Annotated in this window: 11 protein-coding genes; 5 read left to right on the top strand and 6 right to left on the bottom strand. The window is 72.9% G+C overall.

The window, feature by feature from the left end; all coding sequences use genetic code 11:
* Window positions 1-14: 14 nt before the first annotated feature.
* Both ABZS69_RS25775 and ABZS69_RS25770 read right to left on the bottom strand, forming a co-directional pair.
* Window positions 15-3047, bottom strand: coding sequence for a hypothetical protein (locus ABZS69_RS25775; protein WP_355376973.1), 3033 nt, complete (start codon window positions 3045-3047; stop codon window positions 15-17).
* Window positions 3048-3103: 56 nt separating this feature from the next.
* Complete coding sequence (locus ABZS69_RS25770) at window positions 3104-3904, bottom strand: DUF3027 domain-containing protein (RefSeq protein ID WP_355376971.1); 801 nt, start codon at window positions 3902-3904, stop codon at window positions 3104-3106.
* Window positions 3905-4029: 125 nt separating this feature from the next.
* Between ABZS69_RS25770 and ABZS69_RS25765 the strand changes: the two genes are divergently transcribed.
* Entirely contained in the window at window positions 4030-5577 is a 1548-nt protein-coding gene (locus ABZS69_RS25765) for an MFS transporter (protein WP_355376969.1), read from the top strand.
* A 15-nt stretch (window positions 5578-5592) separates the two neighbouring features.
* Here the strand turns inward: ABZS69_RS25765 and ABZS69_RS25760 are convergent, their stop codons facing one another.
* Both ABZS69_RS25760 and ABZS69_RS25755 read right to left on the bottom strand, forming a co-directional pair.
* The gene (locus ABZS69_RS25760) at window positions 5593-5988 is read right to left on the bottom strand and encodes a cold-shock protein (protein WP_355376967.1); all 396 of its coding nucleotides are present in this window, start codon (window positions 5986-5988) and stop codon (window positions 5593-5595) included.
* 89 nt (window positions 5989-6077) lie between these two features.
* Window positions 6078-6698, bottom strand: coding sequence for an HAD family hydrolase (locus ABZS69_RS25755; RefSeq protein WP_355376966.1), 621 nt, complete (start codon window positions 6696-6698; stop codon window positions 6078-6080).
* 101 nt (window positions 6699-6799) lie between these two features.
* Between ABZS69_RS25755 and ABZS69_RS25750 the strand changes: the two genes are divergently transcribed.
* On the top strand, window positions 6800-7195 hold the full coding sequence (locus ABZS69_RS25750) for a hypothetical protein (protein ID WP_355376964.1): 396 nt from the start codon (window positions 6800-6802) through the stop codon (window positions 7193-7195).
* A gap of 56 nt (window positions 7196-7251) precedes the next feature.
* Window positions 7252-7869 (top strand): helix-turn-helix domain-containing protein, encoded by a 618-nt coding sequence (locus ABZS69_RS25745; RefSeq protein WP_355376963.1) that lies wholly within the window; start codon window positions 7252-7254, stop codon window positions 7867-7869.
* On the opposite strand, the gene ABZS69_RS25740 is transcribed toward ABZS69_RS25745, so the two are convergent.
* Complete coding sequence (locus ABZS69_RS25740) at window positions 7862-8695, bottom strand: hypothetical protein (protein WP_355376961.1); 834 nt, start codon at window positions 8693-8695, stop codon at window positions 7862-7864. The genes ABZS69_RS25745 and ABZS69_RS25740 overlap by 8 nt on opposite strands.
* Before the next feature lie 45 nt (window positions 8696-8740).
* Here ABZS69_RS25740 and ABZS69_RS25735 point away from each other — a divergent pair, with 45 nt between their 5' ends.
* Entirely contained in the window at window positions 8741-11293 is a 2553-nt protein-coding gene (locus ABZS69_RS25735; protein ID WP_355376960.1) for a helicase C-terminal domain-containing protein, read from the top strand.
* 189 nt (window positions 11294-11482) lie between these two features.
* Here the strand turns inward: ABZS69_RS25735 and ABZS69_RS25730 are convergent, their stop codons facing one another.
* Window positions 11483-12919 (bottom strand): hypothetical protein, encoded by a 1437-nt coding sequence (locus ABZS69_RS25730; protein ID WP_355376959.1) that lies wholly within the window; start codon window positions 12917-12919, stop codon window positions 11483-11485.
* A 350-nt stretch (window positions 12920-13269) separates the two neighbouring features.
* Here ABZS69_RS25730 and ABZS69_RS25725 point away from each other — a divergent pair, with 350 nt between their 5' ends.
* Window positions 13270-14748: an AMP-binding protein gene (locus tag ABZS69_RS25725; protein ID WP_355376958.1), complete on the top strand. Its 1479-nt coding sequence runs from the start codon at window positions 13270-13272 to the stop codon at window positions 14746-14748.
* The last annotated feature ends 55 nt before the right edge of the window (window positions 14749-14803 follow it).

Below are 14803 nucleotides of genomic sequence, written 5' to 3'. Positions count from 1 at the left end.
CTCCCCGCCGGTGGTCAGGACAGGTCGGCCTCGGCGAGCAGGAGGGGCACCGACTCCGGGTCACGCAGCAGCGCGGCCACCGCCAGCCGGTCGTTCCACTGGCCCGTCGCCCAGGCCAGGCCGCGGGCGAGCCCGTCGAGACCCGTGCAGTGGACCATGCCGTCGAAGAAGCGCCACGTGCACTCCACCCCGTCCACCAGCAGCTTCTCGTGCTCCACGTAGCTCGCGGGCGCCGTGGGCAGCAGCGCCTGCACCTCCGGGGGCACCGGGCGCTCCTGGCCCTGCGAGGTGACCTCCCCGGAGGCCAGCTCCCCGGCCAGCGGCAGGTCGAGCAGCTCGGACAGCGACTCGGCCAGGTCGTACGGCGCCAGCACCAGCGGTCGGTCCGCCACGAGCTGCAGCAGGTCGGGCGCCTCCACCACCACGACCTCGTCCGCGGCGGCCACCATGATGGAGCCCGCCTGGACGGCGCGGACCCGGGACGGCGGCGCCACCCGGGACGGGTCCACGCCCGCCAGCGCGATCCACAGGGCGCGCAGCTGCGCGCGGTCCACCTCGATGCCCGGGTCGGCCATCAGGTCCAGGAGCTCCTCCGGGCCGCCGTGGGAGGCCAGCAGCTCGGACAGCGTCGTGCGCACCCCGAGCATCGACAGCGCCGCCTCGTCGAGCCCCGCGGGCGCGTCGGCGTACAGGCCCTGGAGCAGCGGGTCGGCCCCCGGGAGCCGCAGCTCCAGCGGCTTGCGGCCGTCGAGCACCGGGTGGTTGGCCAGCCACCAGGCCGTGTAGGACGGCACCTCCACGCCGGCCACGCGCAGCGGGTGGAGGGCGGCCCGCAAGGGCGGGCGGCTCAGCAGCTCGAGGGCGGCCGGCCAGTCGGCCACCAGCTCAAGGTCGCGCACCGCCAGGAACTCCGGCACCATGGGCGGCACGCCCAGCTCGGGCAGCAGGTCGAGCACGTGGTCGAGCCAGTCGTCCTCGCCGTCGAGGTCGTGGTCGCAGTCGTCCTGGTCGAGCAGCACGTCCGGCTCGTGGACCGTCGCGAACCCGTCGAGCACCCCCGCCGCCGCGAGCACCCGAGCGCCGTATTCCTCCTCCAGCTCGGAGGCGGCCACCCCGAGGTGCGTGCCGGGCTCCAGGAGCCCCGCCAGCGCCCCGTCGGCCAGCATGAGCTCGCCGGCCGGGTAGAGCTCGCCGTCGGTGCCGCGCAGGGCCAGCTCGGCCAGCCACGGCGCCTCGCCGGGCACCAGCCCCGAGGCGCCCACCAGCGACAGCACGGCCCGCGCGACCGGCTCCGGGTCGGGGTTGTCGAGCGACTGCGAGACGGCGGCCTTGGTCAGCGGGTCTTCGAGGATCGTGCGGGGCGTGGCCTCGGCCGCGCCCAGCCTGAGCAGCGCGGGGTGGGCCGCCTCGGGGTGCACGATGCGCAGCCCCAGCGGGCTGAGGTCCAGCTCGGCCCCGCCGTCGGTGAGGATCAGCGTGCCGCGCGGCCCGCGCACCAGCCGGCCGTCGGTCAGCGGCACCGGCAGGGCACCCAGCGACTCGGGATCGTCGGCGGGCAGCACCTCGTAGAGGGAACGCCACCACGACGGCTCGCGGGCCTCCACGGCCTCGCCGGACAGCAGATCGATCACGTCGGCCAGCTCGACCTTGCGCACGCCCAGCGCGGCCATCGCCGGGTGCCTGGCGGGCCACCCAGCGGGCATCAGCCCGGGCACGAAGTCGGCGACCGCCGCGAGCAGCTCGCCGGAGCCGGCGGCCACCACGGCCGCCTCCCGGCCCGCGACCACCCATCCGTCCTCCTCGGGCTCGCGCGCGGGGTGCTCGACCTGCCACTCCGCGTCGGGCTCGTAGACCTCCGCGTCGGCGAACGACGGGGTCTGCACGGCGGGCGCGGGCGCGGACAGCGCCGGCAGCAGCGGCGTCACGGGCAGCCTGGTCAGCACGGCCCGGCGGATCCGGGCGTCCAGCTCGCCCTTGCCCATCAGGGACGGCACCAGGTCGAGCAGCCTGGGCGTGCGCGGCAGCTCCCGCAGCACCCGGACATAGGCGTCGGCCACCCGCTCGACCAGGAAGTCGGCCAGCGGCCCCTTGGCGAAGTGGCGCCGGTCGGTGGCCATCGGGAACGACGCGATCAGCAGCGCGGGCAGGTCGAGCGGCTCGTCGCTGGGCGTCGGCGCGTGCACGACCGGCGGCACCGCGGCGGGCAGCGCGCCGGGCTCGCCGGTGCCGGTGAGCGGCACCGCCCAGCGCAGCGACCAGAACGGACGGGCGCGCTCCTCGGTGGGCCGGTCGGCGAAGAGCCGGCTCACCTCCTCGGGCGTGAACTCCCCCGACTCCGAGACGACATGCCAGCCGTCGGCGACCACCGTGCGGACCGACCCGTCGAGGTCGATCTCGATGGCCTCCAGCGCGGGCATGCCGAGCAGCAGCGCCGGGCTGGTCTCGGCGAGCATGCGGCGGACCGCGTCGACGCCGGCCGCGTCGCGCAGCGGCAGGCGTACGACCGTGTCGAAGCCCTCGGGCACGTCGAGCGGCGGCGCGTCGAACGGCAGCCGCAGCAGCGGGACGTGCCCAGAACGGTCGGCCAGCTCGCTCGCGAGCGCGGGGATCTCCGCCACGGCGGCCGCGGTCTCCGTGCGCGACCAGCGGACCGCGCCGCTGCCGCGCGAGCAGATGGCGGGCTCGTCACAGACCGACACCACCGCGGCGAACCCGACGCCGAACCGCCCCGCCGCGCCCACCTCGTCGCGCTTGCCGGAGACGCGCAGCGTCGACAGGCCCTCCACGCCGGTGGCGTCGAGGGGGGCGCCGGTGTTGGCGGCCGTCAGCACGTCGCCCGTGAGCGTCAGCCGCAGCACCCCCGGCACACCCGCGCGCAAGGCCGCGTCGGCGGCGTTCTGGGCGAGCTCGACGATCAGCCGGTCCCGGTAGCCGCCGAGCGCGAAGTCCTCTTCGGCGTTGGCGTCTTCGCGGAACCTCGCGGGCGAGGCCGTCCACGCGGAGAGGACGGCGGCTCGCATCCGGTCAGTGCCATAGGTGTCGGTCATCGATCACGATCCTGGTAGAGGGGTAACGGCCACGCGTAGGTTAGCGGCCTGCTCTGTCAGGAATGGCCGAGTTCTTCGGAGGCCGACTCGTCGACCGAGCCCGCCTCTTCCTCCATCAGGTCGTAGCCCAGGTCGTCGAGGATCGGCGTGGCCTGCTCGACGGCGGGCGGCAGGACGGCGGCCTCGGAGTGGGCGCCGCAGCCGTGATCGGCGGCGACGACCTTGCCGTCGTCGGGCGCGTACTCATTGGCGCATACCCCGAACGTCTGCCGCAAGCCACCCGCCAGCGGCCAGTAGAAGCCGCAGGTGGAACATTGCGCGGGAGCGGCGTGTGCGATCGGCGTGTGCGGCCCGTGCTCGCCCGAGTGCCAGCGTCTGGCCGCCAGGTCCTTGCCAATGGCCGAGAGCACACGGGCCCGGCCCAGGCCGTACTCGAAAACCGCCTGTTGGTCGCCGTCGTCGTCGGTCTCGGTGAAGCCAGGCGTGAGCCTGTCGTCGTCTTCAGGAGTCGGCAACAGGTCGCCCACGCCGAGGTCGCCGGGGCGCAGGCGCTCGCTCCACGGCAGCCACTCGGGCGCCAGCAGCGCCCCCGTGCCGGGCAGCAGGACGGCCTCGCTGACCGTGACGATCTTCGCCCGCGAGGCGCGCGTGACGGTGACGGCCCAGCGCCAGCCGCGGTAGGCCCGGTCGAGGCAGGCGAAGTAATGGGTGACGATCCGGTCGCCCTCGTTCTCGAACCCGAGGTGCTCGCCGGGCTCGCCCGGCCGCGCGAGCTCCTCGGCCGCGCTGCGCGCCAGATCGACCGCGGCGACACAGGCCTGGTCGGGAGCGGAGACGCGGGCCCGGGTGCGGCTCATGGGGCGCCCTCCGCCGAAAGGTGCTGTTCGCTCACACTTCATTCTCACCCATGGGCGGAGCGGAGAGTCCCACAACGGGGGATCCCACTCCGAGATCGCGGATGAATCAGGTAAGACTGGTATGCGTGGAGGGAGGCTGGGGCCGGGCACGCGACATCTCGCGGCGGGTGGCACGCGGGGCCGCCGACGCGGGACGCGCCGGTGTGCGCGCGAGCAGGGCCACCGCCGGCGCCACCGTGCGCGCGGGCAAGGCCACGGCCGGCGGCACCGCGCGGGCGGGTAAGGCCACGGCAAAAGGTGCGCGAAAAGTCGGCAAGGCCACCCGGCGCCTCACCTACGCCAACGGCGCCGGCCGCACCGGGCTCGGCCGCCTGATCGAGCTGTCGGCGGGCAACAGCGCGAGCGACGCGCTGGTCACGGTGGCGCTGGCGAGCACGGTGTTCTTCGGCGTGCCCGTGGGCGAGGCCCGCGGCTCGGTGGCCCTCTACCTGGTCATCACGATGCTGCCGTTCGGGCTGCTGGCGCCGTTCGTGGGGCCGATCCTCGACCGGTTCAGGTCGGGGCGGCGTTACGTGATGGCGGGCACGCTGTTCGGGCGGGGGCTGCTCTGCTTCGCGATGGCGGCCGCGGTGGGCCCCGGCGACCTGCCGACGCTGTTCATCGGGGCGCTGGGCGTGCTGGTGCTGTCGAAGGCGTACAACGTGTCGCGGGCCGCGATCATGCCGAGCGTGCTGCCCGCGGACATCACGCTGGTGTCGGCGAACGCGCGGGTGGCGCTGTTCACGTTAGTCTCCGCCGGGGTCGCGGTGCCGCTCGGCGCCGGCCTGACCGCCTGGCTGGGCAGCGCGCTGGTGCTGCGCGTCGCGATGGTGGCCTTCCTGCTGCTGGGAGTCGTCGCGGTACGGCTGCCGCGCCACATCGACTCGCCCGACCTGGAGGAGGAGGGGGCCGCCCCGCGCTGGCGCACCCTGCTCAAGGTGGGCCCGGCGGTGGCCGAGGCCGTCTGGGCCAACGTGGCGCTGCGCGTCTTCTCCGGGTTCCTGCTGTTCTTCCTGCTGTTCCTGGTGCAGGACAAGGCGGTGCCCTGGCTGACCGCGGGGCCGCTGCAGGATCCGTTCTTCGACATTCCCAAGACGATCGCGCTGCTGGCGGCCGCGGCCGGGCTGGGGGGCCTGGTCGGGGCCGTCGTGGCCAACTGGACGCGTAATCACTCGCCGCAGTTGATCGTGCTGGTCACGCTGGCCGTGACCGTCGTGACCGGCATCGCGACCGCGATCTTCTTCGGCCTGTGGACCGCCCTGGCCATCTCGCTGGTCACGGCCTTCGCCCAGGAGCTGGGCAAGCTCGCGCTCGACGCGATCGTGCAGCGCGAGATCGGCGAGGAGGTGCGCTCGTCCACGTTCGGCGTGGTCGAGGCGATGCTCCAGCTCGCCTGGGTGTTCGGCGGCCTGGTCGGGCTGGTGCTGTCGCTGTCGCAGAGCGGCGTGGCCGGGCTCGTCACGCTGGCCGCCGCGCTGACGGCCGCGCTCGGCTGGCTGCTGATCGCCCGGCGGCGGCGCGTGCGCGCGACCGACGACAAGCTGCGCAGGCAGCGGGCCGAGGCGGGCGGTCACGAGCTCCAGCTGAACGACACGCTCGACCCGACCAAGCCGCTCACCAACCCGAACAGCTGACCCGGGGCGGCCGCGCTAGGCGTCGAAGTCGTCGGCGACGGCCCTGAGCACCTGCGCGATCTTCTTGGCGTGGGCCGCCTCCGGGTGCTTGCCCCGCTGGTATGAGGTCGAGACATCGTCAAGCAACTTGATCAGGTCCTCGACGATGACCACCATCTCGTCCGGCTTCTTCCGCTTGGCCTTGGGCTTGGTCTTGGCCAGCGTCGGCGGCTGTTCAAGGATCCGCACCGAGAGCGCCTGCTGGCCGCGGCGCCCCTCGGCCACACCGAACTCGACCTTCTGGCCGGGCTTGAGCGGACCCGCACCTGTGGGGAGCGCGGAGGAATGCACGAAGACCTCACCGCCGTCGTCACGGGTGAGGAAGCCGAAACCCTTGTCGGCGTCGTACCACTTGACCTTGCCACTCGGCACAGGAGGACCTCGTTCAAACAGTCGAAAAGATGGATGGATGTAGGTTATGCCCCGGAGCGCGCCAGGGCGACCGGGTAAATCCCGGGCAATTACCGGAGTTCATCATGCTTGCGCCAACCTGCGAACCAGGTGGCGAATTCGGTCAGGTCGGCCAGCGCCACATCCGCTCCGTGCTCACGCAGCTCTCCCGCCGTGTAAGGACCGGTCGCGACCGCCACGCTCACGGCGCCGCCCGCGCGCGCCGCCTCGATGTCCGCGACATGGTCACCAACATAAGCCGCCGCGCCGAAGCGCGCGAGTGCCGATCCCTTGGCTGCTCCGAAAACGGAACCGACCACTTCGTCCACGGCCAGGCCGAGAACCTTGACCGTGCCGATGGCGTCCCGCAGGTTCTTGCCGGTCACCACGATCACCCGGCCGCCGCGCTCCCGTACGGCCTCGATCGCGTCGTACGCGCCGGCCATGGCCGTGTGCACCGGCACCCCTATTTCCGGATATATCTCCCTATAAAGGTCGGCGGCTGCGGCGACCTCCCCGGCGGGCAGCCAGTTGGCCAGCTCCATCTCCAGTGGTGGCCCCAACCGGCTCACCACCGCCGCCGAGTCAATGGGCACGCCCAAACGCACCGACAGCTCGTCGTAAACGGCCGCGATGCCCTCTCGCGTGTCCGCCAATGTCATGTCAAGGTCGAATCCCACAGAAGTTGTCACGTGTGCAGGATGCCAAACGCCTCTCCACTCCGCGTAACGGCCCCTTGTTGTGGGACTGTAGGAATGGGAAGAAAGGAATTACTTATCGGAGAGGAGCGGCCGTGACCAACACCCCCCAACCGCCGCACACCGGAGACCGGCTCGTCGCCTCCTCCGCCCCACCCCGCCCGCACAGACCCGCCCGCCCCGGCGGCCCGCCCGTGACGGTCTGGAGCCGGGCCGTGTCGGCCCTGGCCTATCTGGTGAAGGTCGCCACGCGGATGGCCGCGCTGGTCGTGATCCTGTACGCGGTCTTCACGGTGTTCAGGGCCAACCCCGCGAACGTCTGGTACCAGTTCGTCGAGTCGCTCGCCGCCTGGCTGTCACTGGGCCTGGCCAACCTGTTCCAGCTCGCCGACCCGCGCTGGACCGCGCTGGTCAACTACGGCCTGGCCGCGGTCGTCTGGCTGATCATCGGCTCGGCGCTGGCAGGTCTGATCCGGCGCGCCGCTCCTTAGGTGCGGCCCCCGCCACTTACTGCGACTACTCTCAAGGCGGAGGTAACAGGATAGATATGACCAGATCGACCCGTGCGCGGATCATCGACGAGGCCCTGCGGCTGTTCGCGGAGCGGGGCTACTCCGCCACCTCCGTTGCGGAGATCGAGGCCGCCTCCGGGCTCTCGCCCGGCGCCGGCGGGCTCTACCGGCACTTCAAGTCCAAGTACGAGGTGCTCGCCGCGGCGATCAACGAGCACGCCACCCGCACCAGGAGCCAGGTGGCCGACAGCCTGGCCGAGCTGAGCAGCATGGAAGCGTCGGCGAACCTGGAAGATCGCCTGTCCCTCCTGTGCCGCGCCGGGCTGGCCAAGGTCCGCGAGGAGTCCGAGCTGACCCGGGTGTTCTTCCGCGACCTGAGCCAGTTCCCCGAGCTGGTCGCCGTGGTGCGCGAAGGGCTGCTGCAGCCCATGTTCGACGCGATCGTCACCTGGTTCAGGGCGCAGCCCGAGTACAAGGACGTCGAGGTCGACTGGACCGGCATCTCCGCGGTGCTGGGCGGCTCCGTGGTGCACTACCGGCTCTTCCAGGAGACGGTGGGCGAGCTGCCGGGCCATGCGGACAAGGACCAGTTCGTCGCCGCGTGGGTGCGCCTGGCGGTCGGCCTGCTGCCCAGCCCCGCGCCGGTCAGCTGACGTCGAGCAGCCGGTAGGCCAGCCAGACCACGCCCAACCCGGTCCCGATCATGAACATGGTGCCGCTGACGCTGTAGAACTGCGCGAAGAACGCCTCCAACCCCGGCTCGCTCCCCACCCGCAGACCGCCGACGAGCGCGCCGCCCACCGAGTAGCCGAGCAGCGGCGCCCCGATCCCGAGCAGTCTGTCGCGCAGGCTCCAGCTCTCGCTGAACAGCACGAGCGCCGCCCCGATCGCCCACACCACCACGGGGATCTCGAAGATCGCCAGCGGCGGCAGGTCGAACGGCAGCAGCAGCGCGGCCACCACGAGGACGACCATCGCGGCGGCGTCGCGCGGATGCTCCTTGACGAGGGTCCTGGCGTCCCTGCCGCCGGTCGCCATGGGGTTCGCGCTGGACATGGCCACCCTGCGCAGCCCGGCGAACGGCAGGCCCCGCCCCTTGCCGACGTTCTCCCGGGCGATCTTCCGGTACGCCCGCACGCCCGGAGGCGCGTCGCCGTCGTCCACGATCGTGGGGAAGCGCCGCGTGGAGCCCTGCTCCTCCTGACCTCTCTCGGCAGCGTGCGTGGCGGGGCGCACGGTGGGGGCGCCCTCCTCGGCGAGCCTGCGCGCCTCGCGCTCGACCAGCGCCGCCGGGTCGCCGAACCTGGCCAGCACCTTCGACACCTCGCGCGCGTTCTGGCTGCCGCCCCGCTCCACCTCGATCCTGGCGCGCAGCCGCTTGGCGAAATCGAGCCGCTGGTCGGCCCTGAGCACGCCGTGGGCGGCGTCGGCGGCCTTCGAGACATAGTTCAGGACGAGCTGGTCCGCACGCTCTATCACGTCAAGCAATGCTGCCCCAATCAGGGGGGACATACCATGGCAACGATGGAGTTCACGGAGTGGATCAGGGGGCGCACCGACGAACAGCTGCGGGCGCTCGTCTCCGCGCGGCCGGAGCTGATCACTCCGGTGCCCGCGCATCTGGAAGGTCTGGCCTCGCGAGCGGGCAGCCCGTCGGCGATCGCCAGGGTGCTCGACCGGCTCGACCGGTTCACGCTGGCCGTCGTCGAGACGCTGGCCGTACAGGACGGGCCGACGCCCAAGAAGCGGCTGCGCGAGCTCGTCGGCGCGGGCCTGTCGGGCGACGGCACGCAGAACGGGGCCGACGGCGGGCCGGGCACGGCGAAGAACGGATCGATCGCCGCGGCGAGCGGGCCGGACACCGCGGCAGGTGGGGCGGGCGCTGCGAAGAGCAGGTCGAGGGCCACGGCGAGCAGGTCGCGCACCGCGGCGGGCGGGCCGGGCGGTGCCGAGCCCGCGCTGTCGGCGGCGCTGGACAGGCTGTTCGAGCTGGCGCTGGTCTACGGGCCCGATGACGCGCTCGACCTGGGGCCGGGCGTGCGCAAAGTGCTCGAGGACCCGGCCGGGCTCGGGCCGAGGGCGGCCGACGCGTTCCGGCATCACGCGCCCGAGCAGCTCGACGAGATGGCCGACGACGTCGCGCCGGGCACCGAGGGCTCAGGCAAGGAACGGCTGGCGGCCGCGCTGACGGAGCCCGCCGCTCTCGTCGAGTCCGTCTCGCCCGAGGCCAGGGGCGCGCTCGAGCAGCTCGCCTGGGGCCCGCCGACCGGGCGCGTGCCCAATGCCAGGCGCGAGGTGAGCGTGGCCTCCGCCCGTTCGCCCATCGAGGAGCTGCTGGCCAGAGGGCTGCTGGCGGCCATCGGCGAGGAGAGCGTGACCCTGCCCCGCGAGGTCGGCCTCTACCTGCGCGGCGGCCGGGTGCACCGCGGCCTGCTGGCCCTCCCGCCGCCGCTCGAAGGGACGGCGCGCGACCGGAAGCTGGCCGACCGCACGGCGGCCGGGCAGGCGTTCTCGTTCGTCAGGGCGGTGGAGGAGCTGTGCGAGCGGTGGAGCGTCGAGCCGCCCGGCGTGCTGCGTACCGGCGGCCTGGGCGTGCGCGACCTGAAGCGCACGGCGAGCGAGCTGGACCTGCCCGAGTGGGTGGCGGCGCTGGTCGTCGAGGTGGCGCACGCGGCCGGGCTGATCGCGGCGGGCGGCGGCGTGGACGGCGAGTGGCTGCCGACCTCCGGCTACGACCTCTGGCGGGTCAGGGCGACCGCCGACCGGTGGGTCACCCTCGCGGCCACGTGGCTGCACATGGACCGCGTCCCCGGCCTGGTCGGCGACCGGGGTGCAGGAGCTCGCCAGGAGAGAGCCAACGGGGCTGGTGGCGAGGCGACCGTCAAGCGCAGTGACGAGCGCGACCGGCCGCTCAACGCCCTGCACACCGACCTGCGCCGCTCCTCCGCTCCCGGCGTCAGGGCGGCCACGCTGGGCGTGCTCGCCGCCGCGCCCGGCCTCGCGCCGTCGCGCGACTCCGTACTCGAACGTCTGGCCTGGGAGCAGCCGCGCCGCCGGGGGCCGCTGCGCGAGCAGCTCACCGAGTTCGCGCTGCGGGAGGCCGAGCAGGTCGGCGTGACGGGGCTGGGCGCGCTGTCGGCGCACGGGCGGGCGCTGCTCGACGGCGGCGACCCCGCCGGGGTGCTCGCGCCGCTGCTGCCGGAGCCCGTCGACCACGTGCTGCTCCAGGCCGACCTGACCGCCGTCGCGCCGGGGCCGCTGACGAGCGAGGTCAACCGCTGGATGACGCTCACCGCCGACGTCGAGTCGAAGGGCGGGGCCACGGTCTACCGGTTCAGCGAGAGCTCGATCCGGCGGGCGCTCGACGCGGGGCACGGGGGCGAGGAGCTGGTGTCGATGCTGGCCCGCCACTCGGCCACGCCGGTGCCGCAGGCGCTGTCGTACCTGGTGACCGACGTGGCCAGGCGCCACGGCCGCATCCGGGTGGGCACCGCCAGCGCGTACATCCGCTGCGACGACCCGGCGCTGCTCGACCAGATCACCGCCGACCGGCGCTCCGCCGCGCTGCGGCTGCGCAGGCTGGCCCCCACCGTGATCGCCTCCCGCTCGTCCAGGGCGGCGCTGGTCGACTCGCTGCGTGCCATGGGGTACGCGCCGGTCGCCGAGTCGCTCGACGGCGACGTGATCATCTCGCAGCTCGACAGCCGCCGTACCGAGGGGCCGGCCCCGGCCCGTACCGTGTCGTCGCCGAACGGGCTGGACCCGGAGGTGGCGGTGGCGGCCGTACGCGCGCTGCGGGCCGGAGACGCGGCGCACCTGGCGCGGCGCGAGCCCGTCGACGCCCCGGCCGGGCAGATACCGCGCGGGCCCGCGACGGCCACCATCTCGGCCCTGCAGGAGGCGATCAAGCAGGGGGTCCGCGTGTGGATCGGATACCTCGACTCGCAGGGCAACGCGACCTCGCGCATCCTGGAGCCGGCCCGGATGGAGGGCGGCTACCTGACCGCCTACGACGAGACCAGGGCCGCCGTCCACCGCTTCGCCCTCCACCGCATCACCGGCGTCGCCGGCCTCTGACCCCTGCCCCCGGTGGGCTGAGGGCACGGCGCGGTGGAGGTCACGGCGCGACGGGAGTCACGGCCCGCTGGGGCCACGGCCGTTGGGGTCACGGCCGGCTGGGGTCACGGCCAGCTGGGGCGAGGTGGCGGGGCGGGTGGAGGGGCCCGCCGGGGTCCCGCGGCCCCGGCGAGCGTCATCGGGCCCTGGTCAGGCGTCCGCGGCGAGGGCCGCGGCCAGCGCGGTCACCGTCCGCCCCCGGGCGTCTTGGTGCGGGCGCGCGTGTTCGACCAGCAGCGCCAGCGCCCGTCCCGCCACCCCGGCCGAGGGCCCGTCGCCGGATCCCAGCCGCCAGAGTCGCCGCACCGCGTCGGCCGGATACCGGACGGACAGCCCGCCGCCCAGCGCCACGGCCGCCGTCGCTGCCCGCGGGTCCAGCGGGTCGGCCGCCCAGGCCAGCGCGATCCTGAGCGCCTCAGGGGCGAGCGTGTCGTCGGCGCACATGTACGACAGCGCGTCCCCCGCCGCCAGCCGCTCCGCGTTCCCGCCCCGCGCCCACCCGTCCAGGAACTCCGCCTGGACGTCCTTCAGCGAGTACGCCGCCAGCAACGCCACCCCTTCCGCCGCCCGCGACCGGACGTCGGCCTCCTCCCCGGCCAGCGACCGCACCCATTCGCGCAGCGGCTGCCACAGCCAGAACCCGTACCGCCCGGCCAGCTCCGCGAGCACCTGCCCGCGGTGGTGCGGCGCCCGGAACACCACGCGGCCCTCGTCATGGGTGACCAGGGGATGAGGCGGCCCGACCGGCTGCGGCCCGCGCCTCTCATGCGCCTGGCAGATCCGCTCAAGCCTGGCGAACTGCCCCTCGAACACCGGCCCGTCCACCCCGTGCAGGAACGCGAGCGCGGCCACCTCGCGCACCTCGTGCAGCGACGGCTTGGTGTCGAACCAGGCCGCCACCTCCTCCCCCGAGGGCTCGTCGGTCCCCGCCAGCCGCCCGGCCAGGCGCACGACCTCGGCCGGCGTCGGCAGGCTCAGCGCCAGGTCCCTGGCCCGGGTGAGCTCCTCGGGGCTGCGGCCCGCGCGCAGGCCGTACGCGCGCAGGCACAGGTCGAACAGCTCCCCCGGGTCCGGCGCGCTCCACGGATGCTCCACCTCGACCGCCTGGGAGGGGGCGCCGTTCCTGGTGATGACCAGGTACGAGCCCAGCTCGGCCAGCTTGCGCGCGAGGTTGACCAGCTCGACCCTGTCGGTGCTCTCGGCGATCCAGTCGTGCAGCAGATACGCCCGGCCCGGCTCGTACTCGGTCCTGGACAGCAGGTCAGCGGCGGTGCCGGCGGGCGACAGCACGGTGATCGTGCTCTCGGCCAGGGGCATCCGGGAGAGCAGGGCGATGGCGCCCAGGCGTTTGCCGGTCTCCTCCTCGCCCACGAGGACGAGCAGGTGGCAGGTGGAGAGCCGGTGCACGGCCTCGGGGAAGCGGCCGGGCTCCAGGTAGGAGCGCAGGAGCGCGTCGGCGTCCCGCCTCTTCAGGTCCCCGGGGACCGGTCCGGCGAGTGGCCGCAGGTAGTCGTATACCGTTAACAAGCTCTGTCCGAGCATTATGTCATCGAGGTCGATCTCGCCCGATTCAGGCGTTTCGGTCACGAATTCACCTCAGGATTGACTGGAAAGTTTTCTACAGAAAACAACTACGCCTAACAAGTTTCTTCTTTTACCACGAAGGGCTCGCGGAGCGTCACCAAGGCCATCCTGACCTGGCCTTTCGTGTGGCGCTCGCATTCGGGGCCGCTTGACAAGGACATGTCGATCATGACTTCCCTTGCCTCGGCAGGCCCCACGGCCCCTAGATCTTCCACCATTACACGATCTAGTCCAACAAGAAACACGAACCACCATAGAGGGAGATATGTTGTCATTTATCGGCCAAGCGGGCCCCACCCACCCGGACTAGTCAAGGGTTGACGGCGTGACCTCGATCGCATCAGGTTGGGCATGTGACCGAGCAAACGCTGGGCGAGCTGGCCGAGGAGTCATGGGGCCGCTTCGACGACCACGACGCGACGTTCTACGAGGGCGTCTGGCACCGCAGTCACGCGCTCGCCGAGCGGGCGCGCCGGATGTGCGGCGGGTTCGCGGAGGCCGGGATCGGGCCCGGCGACCGGGTGGTCGTGATGATGGCGACCTCGCCCGAGGTGCCGCTGATCTATCAGGCGCTGTGGGCCGCGGGCGCGGTGGTGACTCCGGTGGTGTTCCTGGTGGGCGCCGATGAGCTGCGGCACATCCTGCTCGACAGCGGCGCGTCCGCGATCGTCACCTCGCCCGAGCTGGTGGAGACCGTACGGTCCACCGCCGTCGATATACCGATTTATGTAGACACGGCCGAGCTGGAACGGGCATCCGAACGCGGCCCCGTGACCAGGGACCCCGGCGATCTGGCGGCGTTGATGTACACCGGTGGCACCACGGGCCGGGCCAAGGGGGTCATGCTGAGCCACGGGGGCCTCTGGCAGGTGGCCAAGGACGTCTGGGAAATGTCCCACCTAGACGGGAAAAATCGTGCTTTGGTGCCCGTGCCGCTCTCGCACGCGTACGGGCTGATCATCTCGGTCGCCTCGATGCACGCCACGGAGCCGCAGCAGGCGGTGCTGATGCGCTGGTTCGAGCCGAAGGCGTTCCTCGCGCTGGCCGCCGAGCAGCACGTCCAGTACGGCACGGTCGTACCCTCCATGCTCCAGCAGCTCCTCGCCGAGCCGCTGGAGTCGCATCCGCTGCCCGACCTCGCCTTCCTCACCTGTGGCGCGGCGCCGCTCGGCCGGGACGTGCTGGAGGAGTTCGAGCGCAGGATGCCGGGCGTACAGATCCTCGAGGGGTACGGCCTGACCGAGACCAGCGCGGTCACCACGTTCAACCCGCCGGGCAGGCGCAGGGCCGGCAGCGTCGGGCTCCCGCTGCCCGGCTACACGATCGCCATCCGCGACGGCGAGGGCGAGGAGCTGGAGACCGGGGACGTCGGCGAGATCTGCGTCTCGGGCGACTCGCTGATGCTCGGCTACTGGGGCGAGGCCGAGCCCGACCCCGAGGGCACCGCGCTGATCGGCAGGGAGCTGCGCACCGGCGACATCGGCTGCGTGGACGACGACGGCTACCTCTACGTCGTGGACAGGAAGAAGGACCTGATCATCCGCGGCGGCTTCAACGTGTTCCCCCGCGACGTCGAGGACGCGCTCAACCGACATCCCGACGTGGTGATCTCAGGCGTCGTGGGCCGCCCCGAGCCGCGGATCGGCGAGGAGGTCGTGGCGTTCGTCCAGCTCAGGACGGACGCGACGGTGACGGCCGAGGAGCTGATCGAGTGGACTCGCGAACGGGTGGGGCGGGTGAAGTACCCGCGAGAGGTGAGGTTCGTGGACGCGGTGCCGGTGACCAGCGTGCTCAAACTCGACCGCAAGGCCCTGCGGGCCCTCCTCGGCTGACCGGGCCCCGACCTCAGCTCGACCGGGCCCCGGTCCTGGCCCGACCGGCCCGGCC

Origin of the sequence: Nonomuraea sp. NPDC005650 (genome assembly GCF_040605375.1) — a bacterium.
Classification (GTDB): Bacteria; Actinomycetota; Actinomycetes; order Streptosporangiales; family Streptosporangiaceae; genus Nonomuraea.
This window is presented reverse-complemented; position numbering and strand designations above follow the sequence as displayed.